The 22339-nt window shown below is 45.3% G+C and carries 20 protein-coding genes; 8 read left to right on the forward strand and 12 right to left on the reverse strand.

Going from position 1 to position 22339, the window contains the following annotated elements:
- Positions 1-263 precede the first annotated feature (263 nt).
- Both fghA and LG368_RS06170 read right to left on the reverse strand, forming a co-directional pair.
- Positions 264-1106 (reverse strand): S-formylglutathione hydrolase, encoded by an 843-nt coding sequence (gene fghA, locus LG368_RS06165; RefSeq protein ID WP_226753860.1) that lies wholly within the window; start codon positions 1104-1106, stop codon positions 264-266.
- A gap of 63 nt (positions 1107-1169) precedes the next feature.
- Complete coding sequence (locus tag LG368_RS06170; RefSeq protein ID WP_226753861.1) at positions 1170-2285, reverse strand: S-(hydroxymethyl)glutathione dehydrogenase/class III alcohol dehydrogenase; 1116 nt, start codon at positions 2283-2285, stop codon at positions 1170-1172.
- A gap of 210 nt (positions 2286-2495) precedes the next feature.
- Between LG368_RS06170 and LG368_RS06175 the strand changes: the two genes are divergently transcribed.
- Positions 2496-3386: a LysR family transcriptional regulator gene (locus tag LG368_RS06175; protein WP_226753862.1), complete on the forward strand. Its 891-nt coding sequence runs from the start codon at positions 2496-2498 to the stop codon at positions 3384-3386.
- Here LG368_RS06175 and LG368_RS06180 read toward each other — a convergent pair.
- From LG368_RS06180 to LG368_RS06205, 6 genes are all read right to left on the reverse strand, one after another.
- A complete protein-coding gene (locus LG368_RS06180) occupies positions 3345-3839 on the reverse strand; it encodes a GNAT family N-acetyltransferase (protein WP_226753863.1) in 495 nt (164 codons plus the stop codon). The two genes, LG368_RS06175 and LG368_RS06180, sit on opposite strands and share 42 nt — an antisense overlap.
- Positions 3840-3843: 4 nt before the next feature.
- A complete protein-coding gene (locus tag LG368_RS06185; protein WP_226753864.1) occupies positions 3844-5217 on the reverse strand; it encodes a class II fumarate hydratase in 1374 nt (457 codons plus the stop codon).
- Positions 5214-5588 carry a hypothetical protein gene (locus LG368_RS06190; protein WP_226753865.1) on the reverse strand — a complete coding sequence of 125 codons (375 nt, stop codon included), beginning with the start codon at positions 5586-5588 and terminating at the stop codon, positions 5214-5216. The genes LG368_RS06185 and LG368_RS06190 overlap by 4 nt, the downstream gene beginning before the upstream one ends.
- 326 nt (positions 5589-5914) lie before the next feature.
- Positions 5915-6394 carry an FKBP-type peptidyl-prolyl cis-trans isomerase gene (locus tag LG368_RS06195; protein WP_226753866.1) on the reverse strand — a complete coding sequence of 160 codons (480 nt, stop codon included), beginning with the start codon at positions 6392-6394 and terminating at the stop codon, positions 5915-5917.
- A 23-nt stretch (positions 6395-6417) separates the two neighbouring features.
- On the reverse strand, positions 6418-7005 hold the full coding sequence (locus tag LG368_RS06200) for a DUF1439 domain-containing protein (RefSeq protein WP_226753867.1): 588 nt from the start codon (positions 7003-7005) through the stop codon (positions 6418-6420).
- A 99-nt stretch (positions 7006-7104) separates the two neighbouring features.
- On the reverse strand, positions 7105-8004 hold the full coding sequence (locus LG368_RS06205; protein WP_226753868.1) for a mechanosensitive ion channel family protein: 900 nt from the start codon (positions 8002-8004) through the stop codon (positions 7105-7107).
- Between the two features lie 128 nt (positions 8005-8132).
- Between LG368_RS06205 and LG368_RS06210 the strand changes: the two genes are divergently transcribed.
- Together LG368_RS06210 and LG368_RS06215 are read left to right on the forward strand one after the other, a co-directional pair.
- A complete protein-coding gene (locus LG368_RS06210) occupies positions 8133-8567 on the forward strand; it encodes a YebG family protein (RefSeq protein ID WP_226753869.1) in 435 nt (144 codons plus the stop codon).
- 88 nt (positions 8568-8655) lie between these two features.
- On the forward strand, positions 8656-10491 hold the full coding sequence (locus tag LG368_RS06215) for an ABC transporter ATP-binding protein (protein WP_226753870.1): 1836 nt from the start codon (positions 8656-8658) through the stop codon (positions 10489-10491).
- A gap of 120 nt (positions 10492-10611) precedes the next feature.
- On the opposite strand, the gene LG368_RS06220 is transcribed toward LG368_RS06215, so the two are convergent.
- Positions 10612-12036 (reverse strand): RNA-guided endonuclease InsQ/TnpB family protein, encoded by a 1425-nt coding sequence (locus LG368_RS06220; protein WP_226753812.1) that lies wholly within the window; start codon positions 12034-12036, stop codon positions 10612-10614.
- A 73-nt stretch (positions 12037-12109) separates the two neighbouring features.
- Here LG368_RS06220 and tnpA point away from each other — a divergent pair, with 73 nt between their 5' ends.
- Positions 12110-12559 carry an IS200/IS605 family transposase gene (gene tnpA / locus LG368_RS06225; protein ID WP_226753813.1) on the forward strand — a complete coding sequence of 150 codons (450 nt, stop codon included), beginning with the start codon at positions 12110-12112 and terminating at the stop codon, positions 12557-12559.
- Positions 12560-12694: 135 nt separating this feature from the next.
- Here the strand turns inward: tnpA and LG368_RS06230 are convergent, their stop codons facing one another.
- Positions 12695-13594 (reverse strand): LysR family transcriptional regulator, encoded by a 900-nt coding sequence (locus LG368_RS06230; RefSeq protein WP_226753871.1) that lies wholly within the window; start codon positions 13592-13594, stop codon positions 12695-12697.
- 115 nt (positions 13595-13709) lie between these two features.
- Here LG368_RS06230 and LG368_RS06235 point away from each other — a divergent pair, with 115 nt between their 5' ends.
- Positions 13710-14858, forward strand: coding sequence for an alpha-hydroxy acid oxidase (locus LG368_RS06235; RefSeq protein ID WP_226753872.1), 1149 nt, complete (start codon positions 13710-13712; stop codon positions 14856-14858).
- An 8-nt stretch (positions 14859-14866) separates the two neighbouring features.
- Here the strand turns inward: LG368_RS06235 and LG368_RS06240 are convergent, their stop codons facing one another.
- Both LG368_RS06240 and LG368_RS06245 read right to left on the reverse strand, forming a co-directional pair.
- A complete protein-coding gene (locus LG368_RS06240) occupies positions 14867-15583 on the reverse strand; it encodes a glutathione S-transferase (RefSeq protein ID WP_226753873.1) in 717 nt (238 codons plus the stop codon).
- 170 nt (positions 15584-15753) lie between these two features.
- Positions 15754-16431: a cytochrome b/b6 domain-containing protein gene (locus LG368_RS06245; RefSeq protein WP_226753874.1), complete on the reverse strand. Its 678-nt coding sequence runs from the start codon at positions 16429-16431 to the stop codon at positions 15754-15756.
- Between the two features lie 93 nt (positions 16432-16524).
- Here LG368_RS06245 and pepQ point away from each other — a divergent pair, with 93 nt between their 5' ends.
- The 3 genes from pepQ to LG368_RS06260 all read left to right on the forward strand — a co-directional run bounded on the left by pepQ (position 16525) and on the right by LG368_RS06260 (position 22184).
- Complete coding sequence (gene pepQ / locus LG368_RS06250; RefSeq protein ID WP_226753875.1) at positions 16525-17967, forward strand: Xaa-Pro dipeptidase; 1443 nt, start codon at positions 16525-16527, stop codon at positions 17965-17967.
- Between the two features lie 178 nt (positions 17968-18145).
- The gene (locus LG368_RS06255) at positions 18146-19990 is read left to right on the forward strand and encodes an acyltransferase family protein (RefSeq protein ID WP_226753876.1); all 1845 of its coding nucleotides are present in this window, start codon (positions 18146-18148) and stop codon (positions 19988-19990) included.
- 322 nt (positions 19991-20312) lie between these two features.
- Entirely contained in the window at positions 20313-22184 is a 1872-nt protein-coding gene (locus LG368_RS06260) for an acyltransferase family protein (RefSeq protein ID WP_226753877.1), read from the forward strand.
- Positions 22185-22339 lie beyond the last annotated feature (155 nt).

Here is a 22339-nt window from a genome sequence, read left to right on the forward strand (position 1 = left end):
CTCAAGTAACGTACGTCAATACGAACGTCATACTCAAATGGCAAAATAAACCTAACGCATATTCAAGAGAAACCAAACAACGTCTCAACAAGATAAACGGCAATTGCTAGGATGGGAAATAGACTCAAAGAGAACCAAGCGACGCCTCAACAAGATAAACGGCAATTGCTAGGATGTGAAATAGACTCAAAGAGAACCAAGCGACGTTTCGACGAGGTAGGCGGTAGTTTCGAGGAGAAACGTCGCTTGGTTCGATTAGCAGATTAACTCAAGGCTTTTGCATGAAACGCCAAATGCTCATCGATAAAGCTGGCGATAAAGAAATAGCTGTGATCGTACCCAGGCTGACGACGCAAAGTAAGCGGATGCCCAACTTTCTCACACACAGCTTCCAGAGCTTCAGGCTTAAGCTGCTCAACCAAAAAGTTGTCTGCTTCCCCTTGATCAATCAACAAAGGCAAACGCTCGCTGCCTTTATCTGCATTACTTTCCACCAAACACGTCGCGTCCCATTCTTTCCAAACAGCACGGTCTTCACCCAAATACCCCGTAAACGCCTTCTCACCCCAAGGACACTGAGTCGGATTCACAATTGGCGAAAACGCCGATACAGACTGATACACGCCAGGATTCTTCAACGCACAAATCAATGCCCCATGGCCACCCATAGAATGACCTGAAATCGAACGCTTATCCGTCACAGGAAAATTCGACTCAACAAAGTTTGGCAACTCTTGCACCACATAATCGTACATATGATACGTATTCGAATAAGGCGCCACGGTGGCGTTTACATAAAACCCCGCCCCAGAGCCAAAATCATAACTCTCATGCTCACCCGGATACTCAGTGCCTCGTGGACTGGTATCTGGGCAAACAATCGCCAGACCCAACTCCGCGGCTTTGCGAAACGCCCCCGCTTTTTGCGTGAAATTTTCGTCGGTACAGGTCAACCCAGATAACCAATACAACACAGGCACACTCTGCGTTTCTGCTTGAGGCGGCAAATAAATCGCAAACGTCATCTCACCTTTCACCGCCACACTTTCATGCTTATAGCGCTTCAACCAACCACCAAAACTCTTTGTGCTGGATAACAACTCCATATTCATCTCCTATCAATGACAAAAAAGCCCGCTGAGCGGGCTTTTAACATCGGTTATAACAGCTTATTGATCAAACAAGATGACCGTACGAATACTCTTACCTTCGTGCATCAAATCAAACGCTTTATTGATGTCTTCCAAGCCCATGGTGTGTGTCACAAATGGGTCGATCTCAATTTTGCCATTCATGTAATCTTCCACATAACCTGGTAATTGGCTACGGCCTTTTACACCACCGAACGCCGAACCTTTCCAAACTCGCCCTGTCACCAACTGGAATGGACGCGTCGAAATCTCTTGGCCTGCGCCCGCCACACCAATAACAATAGACTCGCCCCAGCCTTTATGACAACACTCAAGAGCCGAACGCATCACCTGTACATTACCGATACACTCAAAAGAGTAATCCACACCGCCATCGGTCATATCAACAATTACCTGCTGAATAGGCGCATCAAAGTTTTTCGGGTTCACACAATCGGTTGCACCAAACTGCTTCGCCATTTCAAACTTAGATTCATTGACATCGATAGCAATAATGCGAGACGCACCGGCCATACGCGCACCTTGGATACAAGACAGACCGATACCGCCAAGACCAAAGATAGCGACCGTATCACCCTCTTCGACCTTCGCCGTGTTTAAGACCGCACCGATACCCGTGGTGATACCACAGCCTAACAGACACACTTTCTCTAACGGTGCATCCACGTGAATTTTCGCTAGTGCGATTTCTGGCACCACGCTGTACTCAGAAAAAGTAGACGTCCCCATGTAATGGAAAATCGGCTCGCCGTTGATGCTAAAACGGCTCGTTCCATCTGGCATCAAGCCTTTCCCTTGCGTTTCACGTACCGCGCTACACAAGTTGGTTTTGCCTGACTTACAGAATTTACACTCACCACATTCTGCAGTGTAAAGTGGAATAACATGGTCACCCACACTCAAAGAGGTCACGCCTTCGCCGACGGCTTCAACAACGCCTGCGCCTTCATGGCCCAAAATGGCAGGAAAAACGCCTTCTGGATCTTCGCCAGACAAGGTAAACGCATCTGTGTGACAAACACCCGTTGCCACCATACGAACTAAGACCTCACCCGCTTGCGGATCTTGTACATCGACTTCTTCAATTTTAAGAGGTTGGCCTGGACCCCAAGCAACAGCAGCTTTACATTTCATGGTTTTCTCCAAAGTGTGTTTAATCGTGTCTTTCTATTTCCAATTCACACAGTCTAGCGACAAATCATTCAGAGGATAATATCTGTTTTAGCAAAGGATTATTGCCATAATGCAACAATCATTTTGAAAACGCGCCAAAACGTTATAATATAACACTTCTATTCTGAATCACTCTCTCTACTTATCGAGCTAAGAAGAAAAGGAGTTGCAATGAAAAACTGGGAAGCCATGGAAGCCTTTGTGGAAGTCGTACGCCAAGGCAGCTTTTCCGCTGCCGCTGCTAAACTCGGGGTTTCCACCTCTCATATCAGTCGACGCATCACGCAACTGGAAGCCGACCTAGGCAGCACACTACTGTTTCGTACCACACGAAGAATTCGCCTAAGCGAAGCGGGTGAGTTGTATTATCAACATTGTCGTGGTTTGCCCGAAGCACTCAGCAGTGCCGAGGAAGTGATTTCAGGATTGAACCAAGCACCGATTGGTCCCTTTAAAATGACCTGCGCCACCACGTTTGGTGAACGCTATATCGCGCCGTTAATGAATGATTTTTTATTGACACACCCCAAGATAGAACTGGACTTTCATCTTACCAACCGAGCGGTAGACATTATCGAAGAGGGTTACGACTTAGCCATTCGCATGGGCGCGATGAAGGATTCCAGCCATTTGTCACGACGCCTATGCGATCGCGTCGAACATTTGTGTGCTTCTCGGGAGTATATTGATCAACATGGTATGCCCCACACTTTAGGGGAACTGGGCAAGCATCGCTGTTTGATTGGCTCGAAAAGTCATTGGTTATTTCAACACAATGGTCAACGTAAAGAAGTGAAAATCAGCAGTCAGTGGCGCAGCAACTCAGGAACCGCCTTACTTGATGCCGTACGCAAAGGCATGGGCATTGCTCAATTACCGGATTATTATGTGCAAGAAGATTTGGCCAATGGCAACCTGATCGCACTCTTGCCCCAATACCAGTACCCTTACAGTGGCGTTTGGCTGGTTTACCCCAAGGTTCGTCAGCCTTCACCAAAATTACAGAGTATCTGTCATTACCTAATCGAGCACTTTAAACAGCCCGATGTTTTTAGCAAATAAAAGTACGCCATTGTCTTCTCGCTCTAAGACAAATCCGAGACCTTGTGCGACTTTAATGGACGCCAGATTGTCTTTTTTTACTTGAGCAATAAAGTGGGCATCAAACGTCGTCAAAAGTTCTGTCAGCATCTTATGGGCAACGCCTTGTCCTCGGGCTTCCGGGGCCACCGTCCAAGACAATTCCCAGGTCGTCTCTTGAGCGTCCATTCTGAGATCAGCACGACAGGTCCCCACTGGGACCCCCGCTTTTTCTGCTATCCAAATACGACGACGCCCGGGCTGAGCAAGAGACGATTGTAACCAATCCAGATGATCCAAGAAGGCGATCTCACCACTGTGATGCGACGCCGCACGAGTGGCAGGATCGTTACGCCATGCCAACAAACGCGTTGCATCGGACAAAGAAGCAACGCGCAAACAGACAGAGTTTCCTGACGACAGGTTACTCGACAAGGGCTTACCCCCCATGAGTTAATTTGGCCGGATCAAGTAGCGCCAGAAGTTCTTCTCGGCTCAGGTCGGTGTGCTCTTCTGCGACATCCACAACAGGACGACCTTCTTTGTAGGCGGTTTTCGCAATGTCTGCCGCCTTGGCGTAGCCAATAATAGGATTTAATGCCGTGACCAAAATGGGATTACGGTGTAAGGCTTCATTAAGCTTGTCTTCATTAACCGTCAGGGTCGCAATGGCACTGTCTGCTAATCGCTCTCCGCTATTTGCCAGCAGTTTAATGCTGTTCAGCAGGTTTTTCGCAATCATCGGCAACATCACGTTTAACTCAAAGTTACCCGATTGCCCACCAATGGTAATCGCTGCGTCATTACCGATCACCTGTGCCGCCACCATGGCCGTCGCCTCTGGAATCACAGGGTTTACCTTACCCGGCATAATAGAAGAACCCGGCTGCAGAGCTTGTAGACTGATCTCTCCTAGCCCCGACAAAGGACCCGAATTCATCCAGCGCAGGTCATTGGCGATTTTCATATAGGTCACTGCCACGGCTTTTAATTGACCGGATAAAGCCACCGCGGTGTCTTGAGAGCCGATTAAAGCAAAAAAGTTGCTCCCTTTACTAAAGGTCACTTGAGTCAAATCCGACAGTTCTTTGGCAAAGGTGTCTGCAAACTCAGGGTGTGCATTAATCCCTGTTCCTACGGCCGTGCCTCCTTGAGCCAGCTGAGTGGTTTTACTCTGCAAATACTGTAGGTTATCAATGTTGTCTTGTAACTGCGCCGCCCACGCATCGAAGGTTTGATCTAGACGCACCGGCATGGCATCCATTAGATGGGTACGACCGGTTTTGGTAAAGCCGGCTAGGGTTTCGCCTTTGGCAAGAATTTGATCACGTAGGTGCGTCAAGGCCGGCAGCAGATGACCGGTTAGCTCCAAGGTCGCACTCACATGAATCGCACTGGGGATCACGTCGTTACTGCTTTGACCGTAGTTCACATGATCATTCGGGTTAATGGCCTCACCGTGATACTGGCTTGCCATGGTGGCGATCACTTCGTTGGCGTTCATATTGGTGCTGGTGCCCGACCCTGTTTGAAACACATCCACAGGGAAATGTTGCATCAGATTATCGGTGTTTAATAATTCATCGCACGCTTGTTGAATGGCTTGAGACTGCTTAGGTGTTAGGCACTCTAAGGTTTGATTGGCACGAGCGGCCGCGGATTTAATCAAGATAAGAGAACGAATAAACGCCTCTGGCATAGGCTCGTCGCTGATGGGGAAATTATTAATGGCACGTTGTGTCTGCGCACCGTACAAAGCCTTTTCTGGCACTGCCAGTTCGCCCATGCTGTCTTTTTCAATACGTGTTTTCATGAATTTTTATCGTCCTTATGTTCAAAAGAAGAAACAAAGTAATGGCTCAAAATTCGTAAATTATGCTCCATCTTAAAATATTCTCGTGCATCTTGATAAGTCACTATCAACTGTTTAAGGCGTAATAGCGGCAAATACACCTTGTCCAAGCAGGTTTGACGCCAATGGGGCGCCAAGGAGGTATCACAAACCGTATCCAGCAACACATTGAATACCCGTTGGTGCAACAAGATCGCATCGTTAATGCTCAAACGCTCTGCGTACTCTTCCGTAAGATTTAAATAATGGTAGAGCACTTCTGGAGAATCCGCACACTGACCGCCTTGAATAACCTGTTCGAGTACTGAAAATGGTACTAAATAATGACTCATTGCCTCACCCTCTTAAACCTAAATGCCTGTATTTGCGGCGTGTTAACCGACATCACACCAATCTAATATCGGTTAACACCGCCCTATAAATGATAACTATTATCAATAATGCCCATAGGATAAAGTCCTGTCAAATAGATGATAACAATTCTTATTAATTTTTAGGGTTTGTGCTTTTTCTTTGATAAAGGTCAACAATGGAAAAACAAAAAAGCCCCTGTCACACAAGGCAACAAAGGCTTTATACAGACGAATACAGCTAAGTCTAATTGATCTGAGAAACGGCTCTAACAAACTTCCCCAACAAACAGTCTTAACAAACCACCCTAGTGGTGATGGCCGCCGACACCATGGGCATGGCCATGGGCAATTTCATCGTTGGTCGCATCGCGCGCATCCACGATTTGAATGTTAAAGGTCAAGTCTTTACCCGACAAAGGATGATTCAAATCCACCATCGCGTGCTTAAGGCCCACTTTAATCACCGTAACTTGACGCATACCTTGGTCGGTTTTGACCATGGCAATCATCCCCGCTTTCCAGCGTTTGGCTCCCTGCAAATGCTTCACCGGCACTTGCTGAGTGCGGTCTTCATGACGTTCGCCATAGGCATCGGCACAGGCGACCGTCACCTCAAACTCATCTCCCACTTCTTTGCCTTCCATTGCCTTTTCTAGCCCTGGAATCACATTGCCGTGACCATGCAAATACGCCGCTGGGTCTTTGCCTGCTGAGGTCTCTAATAACGTCTCACCATCGCGTAAAGTGTAATGAAATTGAACCACTTGATTGTCTGCAATCGACATCGTTTTTCCTTAATATAAAAATGTTAAAAAACCGCTAACTCTAAGCCATCTTCGTGAATAATGATGTCTTTTACCATAGCGGCGGTGGTTTTTTCGAAGGTCGAATGATTCAACACATACACAGGGTGTTCATCAAAATACGCCACCAAGGCTTTCTCGAACTCCCCATGCAACTCGCCTAGGGTAGAACGCAGCATTTTATCGCTGAAACTCGCCCCTTCTACGTCGATTTTAAGGATCTTGGGCGCCACTAAATACAGGCGATCCTCTTCGAGGCGTATCCCAGACTCAAACGATGGGTTCACCTTGGTGGTCAAAGAAATATCCTGACCAAACGCCTTAAGAGTACCGGTTAAATCGCTTTGCAAATCGACCATCACCAATCCCCCGTCCCGCTCAGTAAAATCAATCTTGGCCTGGGTGACCACAAGATCCAGGTTCAATGCCTGGCTGTCCATTTCCAATTGAATGCTTTGCTTGCCCTGCTGTGCTATTTGCTTGGCAACTTCTTGATTTACCTCTTCTTCACTGACTCGAAAACTATTGCAGCCCGCCGTCAGCAACGACGACACCAGTAACGCCAATAAAGTGAGATAACGTGTTGTGTGCATGGTTTCGCCTTTTCTGTTTAATCTAATAAGGGTGTTTCGGTGTTTTTTTAAGTGCTTCTCTCAGGTGCTTTTTTTAGCTTTTTTCCAGTTCTCTATCTTCTAATTCTCTTTTTCCAGCGCTCTCTTTTCCAACGCTCTCTTTTCCAACAACAGCGCATCACGTTTTTCATACCAAAACGCCATGAAATCTTCGCTGACTTTTTGTTCAATCCCTACCGCTTCTTCGGTTGGACAAAACAGCGAAATGGTGAACACATTAAAGCCTTCTGGTGTGGTAGTAATCCGTACCCGTGGCTCAGGACCAGAAATCCGAATGTCTAAGCGCTTTTCAATCAGGCTGTTGTAACGAATCGCCACTTCGTGGAAATGCTCCGAGTATTCGCGAATTTTTTCCAAAATCTGTTCTTTAATAATAAACAAATTCACTTCGTCCGTCTGTCGAGCAATTGAAAAGGTGTGGGTCACATAACGGCGCATGTAGTTCAAATTTTGTACCGTATGCAACAAGAGCACACTGTTTGGCACCACCGTAGTACGCCCTGTATAGGTATAGGTGCCGCCTTTTAAATCCACTTCGAACAAGGTGGTGGATAACCAATCACTGTCGGTCACCTCCCCCTCGTAATTGGCAATACGAATCCAATCACCGACCTGATAGGGCCGCGTGCTGGCGCGGTAAAACGCCCCGATAATACACGCAATAAATTCTTTGGTGGCAATCACCAAAGCCACCATAAAGGCCGCAATGGAAATCGCGATGTTTTGCAATTCCGATGACCAAATTAAGACCAGCCCCACCACCAGCAGCAAATTAAAAATGTTGTCTACGGTATTGATACGTTGCCGTCTTTGGTCGTTTTCGAGCTTTTGATTGATGCGAATCATGCGCTTGGTATAACGTCGAATCAGATACGACAAGACAATCCAAGTAATCGTAAACACGACCTCAAGGTGATCCATCAGAATGGAGAAGTCCAATTGGGAAAAATCAACAGGCATATGAAGGGGTTTCCTTTTTTAAGGCGGTCACTTTAACAATCATTGACAAAATCAACAAATAAAAGCGCTAGACAAGACACAAAATAATACTGTACATTTATACAGTATTATTTTTGATGAGGTGGACCATGCCTGTAATTACCCAATATGTTGTTGAACGCGATGGAACCGAAAAAATGACCTTTACGTCCAAAACCGAAGCCGATGCTTACGATAAACTTCTAGACACCGCCGACGCTTTGTACGAACTCCTTGATGGCAGCGATCTGGCAGGAGACCATGCGCAAAAAGAAGCCTTGTCGATGTACCTGGCAGAAAATAAAGACGCCTTACTGAATGTGCTGGGCAACAAAAAGAAAAGCCCGGCAAAGCCGAAAAAAAGCCGTCAAAAAGACACTGACAGTCAACTAGACTTAAGCGACTCGACCCCAAAAAAGCCCCTTGAAGACCTTGTCATCGAACCCGACGAAGACATCCTATACAGCGAAACAGACAGCGAAGACAGCAATCGCGCGTCTTTTGATGAAGACATCCTTGACTACGCAGAAAGCGACGCCGCATAAGAGTAAAAACACTGACATGGATGTGAGTGTGCCCTTTTATTTTTAGGTACAATAGCTGTCTATTTCTTGCTTGCTGATTGTCCACCCTATGAAGCCCCTTGCCTCTCCGAAAAATACCCTCGATAAAAACATGCTTGGCGTGTTTCGTTACAGTCGCCGTGCCATTGAACTTGTGTGGCAAACCTCCCCAGCCTTGACCCTCGGTCTTGCCCTCGCCACCCTGATTGCTGGGGTTTTACCAGCGGCCATGGCGTACATCGGACAGTTAATCGTCGACGCGGTCGTTGCGGCCATGGCGCGTTACCAGCAAGATCAAGTACTGCATTACCAAACCGCCCTCAACTACGTGGTGCTCGAAGGTATCTTGGTACTGGCGGTGGCGGCCGCACAGCGTGCATTAACCGCACAAAAAGCGATTTTACAGGGCTTGCTCGGGCAAAAGGTCAATCTGATGATCTTGGAAAAAGCCCAGACGTTAACCTTATCGCATTTTGAAGATTCAGAATTTTACGACAAACTGGTGCAAGCCCGTCGGGAAGCCTCCAGCCGCCCCCTTGCCTTGGTAAACAAAACCTTTACCTTGTTGCAAAATGCTCTTTCTCTGTCCAGTTTTGCGGTCTTATTGTGGCACTTTTCCCCTTGGGCTCTGGTGCTACTGGTATGCGGTGCCTTACCGGCGTTTATCGCGGAAGCCAAATTTTCTGGCGATGCTTTTTTGATGTTTCGCTGGCGCTCCCCTGAGGTACGCCAGCAAAACTATCTGGAAACCCTGTTAGCCCGTGAAGACAACATCAAAGAAGTGCGTCTCTACCAACTGGGTGAACGCTTCTTAGCACGCTATGCAACGATCTTTGCCACGCTGTTTAAAGAAAGCAAACGCTTGATTTTACGGCGTGAAAGCTGGGGCTTTGCCCTAGGCGTGATCAGCACCCTGGTGTTTTACGGCGCCTACGCGTGGATCGTCCGTGACACCATTATTGGCGTCATTACCCTAGGCCAGATGACCATGTATCTGCTGTTGTTTCGACAAGGACAGGGCGCAGTTTCCACCTCACTGACCGCCATCAGCGGCATGTATGAAGACAATTTGTATTTGTCCAACCTCTACGATTACCTAGAACAAGAGACGCCTCAAGCCAAAGCCGGTCTGCTGGTCGGCCCTGTGCCCCATGATGGCATTCGTTTTGAGCAGGTGAGTTTTCAGTATCCGGGCAGTGATAAGCCGGCCTTATCGGAGGTTACACTCCATATCCGCCCAGGGCGCAGCTTGGCTATTGTGGGTGAAAACGGCTCGGGCAAAACCACTTTGATCAAGCTGCTGACACGACTCTATCACCCCACAGAAGGACGCATCCTGCTGGATGGACTGGACTTACGGGAGTGGAACGAAGCCGCGCTGTTAACACGGGTTGGGGTTATTTTTCAGGACTTTGTGCGCTACCAGTTCACCGTAGGCGAAAACATCGGAGCCGGTGACAACGCTCGCTTTGACGACGAAGCTGGTTGGCAACAGGCCGCTGCACTGGGTAAGGCCACCGACTTTATCGAGCATTTAAGTCAAGGCTATCAAACCCAATTAGGGCGCTGGTTTAAAGGTGGTCAAGAATTGTCAGGGGGACAGTGGCAAAAAATCGCTTTGGCGCGGGCTTTTATGCGTGAAGACGCCGATATCTTGGTACTTGACGAACCCACGGCCGCCATGGACGCGCAAGCCGAAGCCAATATCTTTCAGCACTTCCAAGCGCACACCAAAGACAAGATGGCGATCTTGATTTCCCACCGCTTTTCCACTGTGCGCCTCGCCCATGAAATCATCGTGATGGAACAGGGTCACATTAAAGAGCGCGGCACCCACGACGCCTTATTGGCGCAACAGGGGCAATACGCGCACTTATTTACACTTCAGGCGGAAGGCTATCGTTAACATCAAACAATGAACCTCTCGTGGCTAAAGCTATCGAGTTTCCAAGACAAAAACCTAAGCTAATGTCCTTTGTTGTAAGAAAGGTTGGTGCAAGACTTGCCACCGAGTGGTGGTCTGACGTCAGCTTTTTTGCGCGAACAAACAAGGTGACATTTCCGAAGAAACAGCCTCTAACTTTCCTGATTTTTTAACTGATGACAGCTCATTCACCAGTGGCGGGGATACCGCCTTCTTCTTTCTAATTGCCGTCTTCTTACGAGTTTTTGCTTTGTCAGCAAACGTAGACTCTTTGATGTAAGTCACAGCGCGTTGTGCTATTACTTTTGCTGCATTTTCGTCAGCGTGAAATGTGCCACATCCGTTCAGGCAAACCAGCGTTGATTGATTTGGCCTGGTGGTGTTTTTGGTTTTGCATACGTGACAGGTTCTTGATGTGTAAGATGGGTTTACTTCGACCACCGCCTTTCCATGGTCGCTAGCCTTGCACTTGATGTACGTGCCAAGCCTCCCAAGAGACACATTGAGCAAAGAACGGTTTAGGCCGCTTTTTGCTTTGCCATTATTCTTAACGTATTTGCGACCTGTTGCATTGCGCTTAGGCTTTGCCTTGCTCGTCATGTTGACTAACTTTAAATCTTCCAAGCTAATGATAGGCTTGGCCTGCATGACGATTTCTTTAGAAATGGTATGGCAAAAGTTCTCGCGGATATTGGCCGTTTTGCTGTCTAATTTCGAAATCTTGACGGCCAATTTCCGTTGCCCCTTGGATTCGCAACGGTGCTTATTTTTGTTTTTATTGAGGCGTTTTTTGTTCGATAAAATACGTTGATAGCGCGCTTTTCTCTTATTGAGCGCTTTTAGTTTGGCGGTCTGCGTGGGGCTGTAAGCATATCGTGCGCCCTCACTGGTGCAGGCAGGAAGAACGACACCACGGTCAATCCCTGTGATCTGCGCAAGTAAATCATCGTCATTACAGCCTGCAAAGCCACCAAGCAGCACTTCGTTTGTGGGCAGTTCTACACCATCATTATATGACCCAGAAAGAGTAAACTTTTCTCCCAATCTTGAGACTCTAAATTGCTTACAGAGTTGATCTGGTGCGTAGCTTAGTTGAATCGAAAACAGCTTTTGCCGTTTCTTAGTCGCATTGTCAAAGAAGGTTAAGAGCGTTTTGTTTTCATTGAGCGGCTCAAGAACGAACATTTCTTTTGTGATCAATGCGCTGCGCTTTTTGCCGCGCCCCTTCTTTTTGGGGAACTTACGCAAACCTACACGAGAGGCTTCTACGTCAGAAAACGCAAGGCTTGCTGCATTGCGCATAATTTGGGGAGGAATTTCCTTTAAGAAAGGTAGATCCTGATTTGTGCGTATGTGGCTGTAGGCTTGATTGATGCGTTCTCCCTTACTCTCAGCAAGCAAGCTCACATACTCAGATAGCTTCTGATTGCGCATAACATTGGACGCACCAATCCACTGGGCAAAGCAAGTAGCCTGACGGCCACTTAATTTGTCAGAGATATTGATGCTAAATCCACGTATTGCCATGCGGAAGATGCCTTGTAATGTGTGTATGGACAGACTAAACTATCTTGATTATTAAATCAAGTATGAGGTTAATATGTACGAATGGAGAACAGGAAGAAGTTGTGTTTATAAAAACCAAGTTCATCTAGTGTTTGTTACGAAATATAGACGATCTGTTTTTACCTTAGAAATGGGTGAACGTCTTCGTGAGGTGTTTTCTGAGACTTGCGATCAAATGCAATGCGAGTTGATGGAGTACAGCTTTGAGGACAATCATGTGCATTTGATGGTGCAGGCACATCCTAAAGTAGCGATATCAAATGTGGTCGGAAAGTTGAAAGGCAAATCTAGCTACGTACTACGCAAAGAGTATTGGGAAAGCGTTCGCACCAAACTGTGGGGTGATCGATTCTGGTCGCCAAGCTATTGCGTAGTTTCATGTGGAGGCGGCAGTTTGGAGCAAGTGGCCGCCTATATTGAAAGCCAGAATAAACCGCCCTCTAGTAAATCTGTCAAACAAAGTAAAGCCATCAGCAAGCAATAAAGCTTCGCTTTACGTAAGGCTTAACTCGCCGCTAAAGCAAGCGAGAATGCGCCTTAGCCTTGTTCAAGTACGCGGGGACAGTGAAGCCCTGCCGACTCGGGCGCAGCTTAGCGAATTAGAAAACGCTGCGGCGTATCAAAAATAAACGTGCTTATCCAGGTAAGCCTGTTTAATGTGTTCGATTAATAAGCGCAGTTTCTCAGGCAGGTACTTGGTGTAGGGATAGACGGCGTAGACGCCGAGTTGACGGGGTTGGTAGTCGGTGAGGATGGCTTGCAGTCTGCCGCTTTGTAGGTCTTCGTACACGGAACAACGGGGCACGTAGACGATGCCAAAACCCGCTAATGCCGCTTTGCGCAAGGCTTGGGCATTATTGGTGGCAAAACTGCCGTTGATGCGTACACTGCATTCTTTGCCTTGGTGAGTAAAGCGCCAGTCGAATGACCCTTGGGCTTGGTAGGTATACGCCAAGCAATTATGGTGTTTTAACGCTTCTAGCCTGCGTACTGTCCCGTGTTTGGCCAGGTAATCTGGGGAGCAGCACACCACCCAGTTAGAGGTGATTAAGGGTTTGGCAATTAAGCTGGAATCTTCCAATTTGCCGGTACGAATCGCCAAGTCTAGCCCTTCCGCCACCAAATCAACAAAGTCGTTTTCCATGCGCATGTCGACGGTGATGTTAGGGTATTGCTGACAAAAATCCGCCACGGCTTCGGCCAGCAGTAATTCCCCTGAAATGGTCGGCACCGACATTTTAATGGTGCCAGTAACCCCCTGACTGAACGCCGACACCGAGGCAATGGCGTCGCTGACTTGGCCTTCAATGTTTTTAGCATGAACGTAAAGGCTCTCCCCTGCTTCGGTCAAACTGAGCCGACGGGTGGTGCGATGGATCAACTGAACCCCGAGGTCTAATTCCAAGCGGCTAATGCGTTTGCTTAACGCCGGTGTCGATAAACCGACATTTAAGGCTGCCTTATTAAAAGAGCCGCTGTCGGCCACCGCCACAAATAAGGTTAAATCAGCCGAGTTCAATAGCATTATCCTTGCGACATTAGGTCGTTTTAAGAAAGAGTTTATTAGTTTATGTCGTATTTATTGTAAATAGCGCAGGCGTTATAGTGACTCGATACGATATAAGGAGCAACCCATGCGACTCAAAGACTGTCATAATTTTCAAGACTTTCGCACTTTGGCGAAAAAGCGCCTGCCCAGCCCGATTTTTAATTACATCGATGGCGGCGCCGACGATGAAACCACTTACCGACGCAACACCGCGGCGTTTGACACCTGTGATCTGGTGCCCAGCGTATTGACCGGCGTAAAAGACGTGGATTTGTCCGTCACCGTGATGGGGCAAAAACTCGACTTACCAATCTACTGTTCGCCGACGGCATTGCAACGCTTGTTCCATCACGATGGCGAGCGCGCGGTGGCCAAGGCGGCGGAAAAATACGGCACCATGTTTGGGGTATCGTCTCTGGGCACGGTGAGCATGGAAGAGATCGCTCAGCAAACCAATACGCCTCAGGTGTATCAGTTTTATTTCCATAAAGACCGCGCCTTAAACCGCGCCATGATGCAAAGAGCCAAAGACTCGGGCATTCAGGTGATGATGCTGACGGTGGATTCCATCACCGGCGGTAATCGCGAGCGGGATTTGCGCACTGGCTTCTCGATTCCTTTTAAGTTGAATTTGAGTGGCATGTTGCAGTTTGTGTTGAAACCCATGTGGGGCATTAATTACGTTACCCACGAGAAATTTCGTTTACCCCAGTTGGAAGAGCACGTGGACATGGGATCAGGTGCCACCTCCATCGGCGATTACTTTACCAATATGCTCGATCCTTCGATGGATTGGGACGATGTGGCCGAGATGGTGAAATTTTGGGATGGGGAGTTTTGCTTAAAGGGCATTATGAGTCGGGAAGACGCCCGTAAAGCGGTGGAGATTGGTTGTACTGGGGTGATTATTTCCAACCACGGCGGACGCCAACTTGACGGCTCCCGCAGTTCGTTTGATCAACTTGCGGAAATCGTCGACGAAGTGGGCGATGAAATCGATGTGATTTTTGACAGCGGCGTACAGCGCGGTACCCATGTTTTAAAAGCCTTATCCCTTGGTGCAAAAGCCGTTGGCGTTGGTCGTATGTATCTTTACCCCTTGGCGGCCGCTGGGCAACCTGGGGTGGAACGCGCTCTGGGCTTGATGAAAGCCGAACTTGAGCGCGACATGAAACTGATGGGCAAAACCTCGATTGATCAACTCACAAAAGACAACCTGAGATTTCGGTCTTAGACGCGCCTCTATAGGGTGCTGAGCGCACCGCCTTTTTCGACGGCGGTTTTATAGGCCGGTAAGGCTTCTATCTGTTTGATGTAGCGGGTGATGTTGGGATAACGCGCCGCTGGCCAGTCAAAAGCCGACGCCATGAGGGGAAAGCTCATTTGGATGTCGGCGGCGGTGAGCTGTTCTCCCGTTAGCCAGGTGTGTTGCCCTAGGGTCTGTTCGATCAGTTGCATTTGCGGTTGCAAACGTGGCTGGATAAATTTCTCCTGTACCTTGCAGCTGATGACCTTGGCAATGGGTTTAACAAAGAACGGCATGGGGCTTTCTGGGATCTTGGCCAACACCAGTTTCATCACTAATAGCGGCATCATGGAGCCTTCGGCGAAGTGCAACCAGTAACGGTAGTCCAATAAGGCTTGACCGCGGGTGGGCTTTAGGCGTTGTTCGCTGTCGTAGCGGTCAATCAGGTAGTCGATAATGGCACCGGATTCGGCCACAGTGACGAGGTCGCCACTACCGTCATTATGAGTGTCATTATTTGTATCACTTAAGCCATTAGAATCGGTGATCACCGGAGATTTCCCGAGAGGGTGGACTTTTTTTAACGCAGCAGGGGCTTCGGAGGTCTGGCTGTCGCGCTTGTATTCGATGATGTTGTAATCTTGTCCAAGCTCTTCAAGCAACCATAGAATGCGTTGTGAGCGGGAATTCTCTAAATGGTGAACGGTAATCATGTAACCTCCTTCTCTGCGTTAATGGCCAATGCTTTGTTCAGTGTGTGTGTTTGTCGTCTGTTTTCATGCCGCTGGTTTTAGGTTGTCTGTTTTTATTAGCGAACTTTCTACATACGCCGTGCGATGAAAAAAGGATGACTACAGAGCAATGGCGATTGAGCAAATAACCATCAAATTGGCATTAACCACAGTGCCACCAACCAGGCTAAACCAATAAACAAAGAGAAGATCACGCCCCATCGGGGTGTCTGAATGGGCTCTTGTGAAAACAGTCGAGAGCCTTGTGATCTACTCAAGGGCTTGCGACCATGCACCATGGCGGCAATAAGGCGCTCTTTTAGGCGTATTTCATGGTACAGAACCGCTAATACGTGTATGGCAACGAGCCCGAGCAGTATGTCGGGCAGTTGTCGATGAAGTGACGCCAGTTCGCTGGCTAGGTCAGCGGAGACCTGGTCGTTGAAGGGGCCGAACCAGAAGATATCATCGCTGGTGAAGAGGCCCGTTGCCCATTGTGCGGTTAATGCGCCCAGCAGTACGAGCACCATGAGGCCGCCCAAGGGGTTGTGGCCTAAGTGGGCTTGGGGGTGACCGGTTAGTAGGCTTTTTAGGTAATCGATGGTGACGCGGGCGCTTTTGATAAAGGTGTGAAAGCGGGCATGGTAGGAACCATAGAAGCCGTAGAGAATGCGGGCAATGACGACGGCGGAGAGGCTGTAGCCTAGGTAGAAGTGGTATTCGATGTATTGGCCGTCGGATTTTCCCGATAGGATGAGTCCGGTGAATAAGAGTACGATGAGCCAGTGGCTGAGGCGTATTGGCCAGTCCCATACTAGGGTGGTTTTCATGGGGTTCTCCTTTTGTTGTGTTTTTTAAACTCGTTTTTTAGGCTTATTTTTTAAATTCATTTTTTTAAGAGTAAAGGTTTGAGGTAGTTGCTTATGGTTAGTTTTGATGGTGATTACGCATCGTTAGGGTTACAGGGTCAAGCAAATTTGTACAGTGAGCATTTGGCGACGCTGCGGACGCGTTACGATGAGGCGATGACGCATTTTGAGTTGGATGCGGTTGTGTTGGCATCGGGCAGTAAGAGTTTTTATTTTCAGGATGATCATGCGCATCCGTTTCATGGGTATTCTGGGGCGCAGCAGTGGTTGCCCTTTACTTTGGGGTCTGACACCTTTGTGGTGTTGCGTTTGGGGCAGAAGCCGATGTTGGTGTGGCCGGTGCGGGAGGATTTTTGGCATGCGCCCTACCCTGTGCCCAGTGGGGATTGGCAGGGTGAGTGGGATATTACCCTCTGTAGAAAAGAAGAAGGTGTTTCTAAAAAAGAAGAAAGTGTTTCTAAAAAAGAAGAAAGTGCTTCTAAGAAGAAAAAGCGTTGGTTTGATTGTCTTCCGAGTCGTACGGCTTGGTTGGGGCCGGAGTCGGTTGAGCTGCAGGCGGCGCTGAGTTTGGTGGCGGTGCCAGGGCTGAAGGCGTATGTGGATTTTGATAAGGCGGTGAAGACGCGGTTTGAGTTGGCGGCGATGGCCCGGGCGAATGTGCGTGGTGCGGCGGGGCATGTGGCGGCGAAGGCGGCTTTTTTGGCGGGTAAGAGTGAGTTGGCGGTGCATTTGGCGTTTTTGCAGGCCAGTGGTCAGAGTGCGTTTGAGGAGCCTTATCCGGGGATTGTGGGTTTGAATGAGCATGCAGCGGTGTTGCATTATGAGTTTAAGGATTCGGTGTCTCAGGCGGTGTCGCGTTCGTTGTTGATTGATGCGGGGGCGAGTGAGCATGGGTATGCCAGTGATATTACGCGGACGTTTGTGGCTAATACTTCAGCGACTGAGTCGTCAGAGCAAGACGCTGAGTTCGCGGCCTTATTGAGGGATATGAATCGTTTGGAGGAAGGTTTGTGTGCTGAGGTGACGTCGGGGGTGGCGTTTCGGGATTTGCATGCGGTGTGTTTGCGCGGTATCGCGGGGGTGCTGTATGAGCATGGTGTGTGTCGTTTGGGGGTGGAGGAGCAGTTGGCGAAGCGGATTCCGCAGGTGTTTTTCCCCCATGGTTTGGGGCATTTGTTGGGGTTACAGGTGCATGATGTGGGCGGGCATCAGGTGGATAAGGCGGGGACGCTGAGTTTACCGACGGAGGATGCGCCGTTTTTGCGTTTGACGCGGTCATTGGAGGAAAATATGGTGGTGACGATTGAGCCTGGGTTGTATTTTATTCCGATGTTGTTGGAGAAGATGCAGGCAAGTGTGCCGCAGCATGGTTGTGATCTGGCGAAGATTAAGCGGTTAATGCCCTATGGGGGAATTCGGATTGAGGACAACGTGCAGGTTACGGCGGAGAAGCCGGTGAACCTGACTCGGGAGGCGTTTGCCAAGATCGGGGCTTAGTGTTCTAAGCCCGTTTTTCAATGTAGCATCAGTCCATAAACCCCTCTATGGCCAGCAGGTCTCTTCACCTACTAAACCATGAATGGTGCACTTATTATCTGAATTTGCGTAATATTATTTAATAATCTGATACAATTTTGCGTCTTTAAAAATGGTGTAGTAAAAAGGAAGTTTTCCAATGCAATACAGGGCTGATATACAGATTCTAAGAGGAATCTCAGTACTCTTAGTGGTTTTGTTTCATTTAGGGTTTAACTCATTTCAAAGCGGCTTTCTTGGTGTTGATGTCTTTTTTGTTATAAGCGGTTTCTTGATGGCTGTTTTATATGATCATCGAGACATTAAAGGCTTTTTCAAACGTAGGGCTATACGGTTACTACCTGCTTTTTATGTCACTATAGTTTTCACTGTAGTTTGTTCGACTCTTTTCTTAACAAGAAATGAGTCTGTTCAGGTATTCCACCAAGCCTACTTAGGTAGTATTTTCGCTTCAAATATAGGTTTTTGGTTTGAAAATAGCTACTTTTCAGATTCTGCTTTCAAACCACTTCTTCATCTTTGGTCTTTAGGTGTAGAGGTTCAATTTTACTTGATGGTGCCATTATTGGCTTTCTTTTTCAGGAAATCTAAATGGCTTCTGATAGGATTTACAGTGATCTCTGTTGTACTATGTTTCTGGGCAACAACAGTTTCACCTAAGACAAGTTTCTTTATTACACCATTTAGAGTGTGGGAGTTTTTGATTGGCTACAGTGTTGCTATATTCTTCTCAAATAATGGCAACACCTTAAGCTCAAACACAAGCAGAAGATATTATGGAATAATTGGCGTAGTTGCGTTATTAATTATTCCTCTGTTACCTGTAGATGGCGAAGCAACGTCTTACTTAATTGGTCATCCTGGTATTTTTTCACTTTTAGTCACTATATTTACTGCCGCCGTATTGTTTTTTGGCTTACCTGTCAAACTAGAATCCTCTATAATAGGGAAAGTGCTTGTTAAACTTGGTGAATATTCATATTCTATCTATTTAGTACATTTTCCAGTTATTGTTATTTACAATAGCAAACCATTTATGGGAACGATTTATGGTACAGAGTCTTATTATGATTTAGTAAAAGTTGTCCTCATTATCGCTGTACTATCAATATTTTTACATTTATGCGTTGAGAAGCAGAAGCTTCCTAAGTTATTTTCAAATAATTGGAGGATGTTTACATTATTATCAAGTCTGCTTATTATGATCTTGGCTACCTCAGCTAATACGCTACAAGATAGATCATTAGACCCTACTGAGAAAGTAATCTTTTCAGCAGAAAATGATAGGTCAGTTTATCGTTGTGGTAAGGCAATTCGAATCTTAGATCCTAAAGCAGCTGTTTGTGAGCTAACAGGGATTCCTGAAAACGAAGCTGTGGGCTCTATAATGCTTGCAGGTAACTCTCACGCTGATGCAGCGAAACCAGCTTTTATAAAAGCAGCAAAAGAATCAAATTTTAATCTTTTCTTTTTTGTATCAAACTCTGTCATGAATACAGATGGCCCATCAGTTAAGTTTATTGTAAATCAGGCAAAAATTAATAGCGTATCAACCATATTTGTACACCAATTTGAGAAATCATTTGATACTAAAATGCTATCAGACCTTATATCAGAAGCAATGGAGTCTGATATTGATATAGTATACGTGGAGCCAGTTCCGACTTGGAATGTGGATATCCCAAGTTCAATGTGGAAAATTGAAAAAGGGTTAGCGAAAAACTTAATAGAAAAACAGTCTATTTCTGATTATTATAAAAAAACAAATATTTTTTCTGAACTAGATAACATTGAGTCTGATAATTTCTCAAGAGTTTCGACAGTTAATACTTTTTGTAAGCCTCAGTGCGATTATAGCAATGAGGATAGTACTCCACTTTACTTCGATCGACACCACTTAACAGCTACTGGTGCTGAGAGGCTATATCCGATCATATCCGATGCACTTATAAAGCTAAAAATTAAGCTCCAGTTAAATAACTAAAGTATAAAAAGTAGACATATGTTTGCTTCTTTATTAGTCTTGCGGCGTTTGCTGGTAAGTTCGGTATCGGCGAAGGATAGTTGATTCATCGTTGGCTGAAATCGTAGTTGTCTTAAGTCATATAGATTATCTCATTCTACCGTCTTAATCGCATGTTCCTTAATACACATTAAACGAGTCGCTTGCTGACATATGAAAATGCTGTTTTTAATCTAAAACTTTTTAAAAAAATAGATTGAACTCAGGAAGTAATATTTTCTTTGTCACAATCATGTTTTTTTAGTAAAATTTGTATAACTTTTATTATTATGGATCTTACTTTATGAATTTCAGACAGGATGTGAATGTGTTAAGGGGCTTATCAGTCCTGATAGTAGTAATCTTTCATTTTTTCCCTAAAGTCTTACCTAATGGGTATTTGGGCGTTGATGTATTTTTTATAATATCAGGTTTTTTAATATCACTGAGCATATTAAAAGACAAAAAAGAAGATAGATTCTCATATCTCTCTTTTTATAGAAGGAGAATTCATAGAATACTTCCATCTGTATTGGTAATGTTTTTAGTTGTAACAGTCGCTCAATTTTATATTCTTTTACCATCAGATTTAGTAGGGTATTCTTCCAGTTTACAAGCATCATTATTATTCATACCTAATATATATTTTTTTATTACAGGAGGATATTTTGGAGGCAATGATAGTGTAAAACCACTACTGCATATGTGGTCACTAGGCGTTGAAGAACAGTTTTACATACTTTTTCCATTTTTATTTGTTTTAAGCATAAAATTCATAAAGAACAATAAAGTTTTTTTATCTTTTGTTCTTTTCATAATGATAGTTTCTTTTTCTCTAAATATATATGTTGACTCAATTGGTGGGGAAAACGCATCTTTTTTTCTTCTACCGACAAGATTATGGCAGTTTTTGTTTGGAGTTTTAGCTGCCATTTTTTTATTCTATAGAGATGGTCAGACTTTGAACTTGAGGTATCTTTCTTTTTTTGGCATCGCCTTAGTATTTTTAAACGTTCTATATACTTTTACCTTTATGCCTGCTGCCGTTTTGATTAGTTTTGGTGTTTTTATAATTATTATAAATTCGTATGGGGTTGGTGATAATTTAATAGTAAAAACACTTTCTTTTTTAGGTAAAATATCATTCTCTCTTTATGTTTGGCACTGGCCTATTGCTTCATTTTTAAACTACTATAATATCAAGAGTGTAAGTTTTGAGCAGGCACTTTTAGGTTTTATTATTAGTATTCTTATTGCTTTTTTGTCATGGCGATTTATTGAAGAACCCTTTAGAAAGCCTCTTCGTACCAAACGTTTATTAAGCATTATCTTTTTATTCTATATAGTATTAATCAGTGTTAGTTATGCAACTATTAGTAATATGGGGTTTCCGCAGCGTTATGAAAAAAATACTGGTAATATTGCTTCAGCAGTAGATAGTAACTTTAGATGTCCAAAGTTTGATACTTTTCTTTATGGTGGTTCGAAAGCATGTTTCATAGAAGTTAATGATAATGGTAAGTATAGAACAGCTGTTCTAGGTAATTCACATTCTCTTATGTATGCCCCTGTTATTTCAGAAACAATTAAAGAAAATTTACTGGTAATACCATTGAATGGTTGTACACCAACGTCTGATATAAATTTGAATACACAGTGTATCAATCAATTTAATAAGAATTTAGAAAAAGTAAAAGAAGACAGTAACATTAAAAAAATTATAATAGGAACTACATGGGGAAATAGTGTCATGGTTGACTCAAAGGGTGAATCAATTAATGTTAGTCATGAAAGTTTTAACTCTAGCCTGAAGAAAACAATTAGTTACTTACAAGAAAGTGGTAAAGAAATATTTTTAATAGGGCCAATCTCAACCCCTTCTCATGATAATAACTTTGCCTCTGATTTAAGTAGATCATTAGCATTTAATAAAGATTCTAGCAGCATTAAAAAGAGTAACTCCTTAGATGAGTTTTTAGATAACTACTTGAATGATATTGTTTTTTGGAGAAAAGAATTGGGTCATAATTTCATCCAGACATACAAAGAGCTGTGTGATGATACTCTTTGTTATTTTGGAAGAGATGGGGTGGCATATTTTTCAGATAATAACCATTTAAGTAAAGAGGGTAGTGAAAAAACAAAAGATGCTTTTCATTTGAGTCTTTCAAAATAAAAAACACTAAAGATGTATTCTACAGATTTAAGAGTACAACATTGAATCTGTAGTTAGTCGACCTTGAATAACTCTCAACCTATTGAATTTATTGTGTTTTTATTAGATAGTTAATGCTTAAATCCTATGGGTGAACCATCCCATTGCTCACGTGG

This window comes from Marinomonas algarum (assembly GCF_020532605.1).
Classification (GTDB): Bacteria; Pseudomonadota; Gammaproteobacteria; order Pseudomonadales; family Marinomonadaceae; genus Marinomonas; species Marinomonas algarum.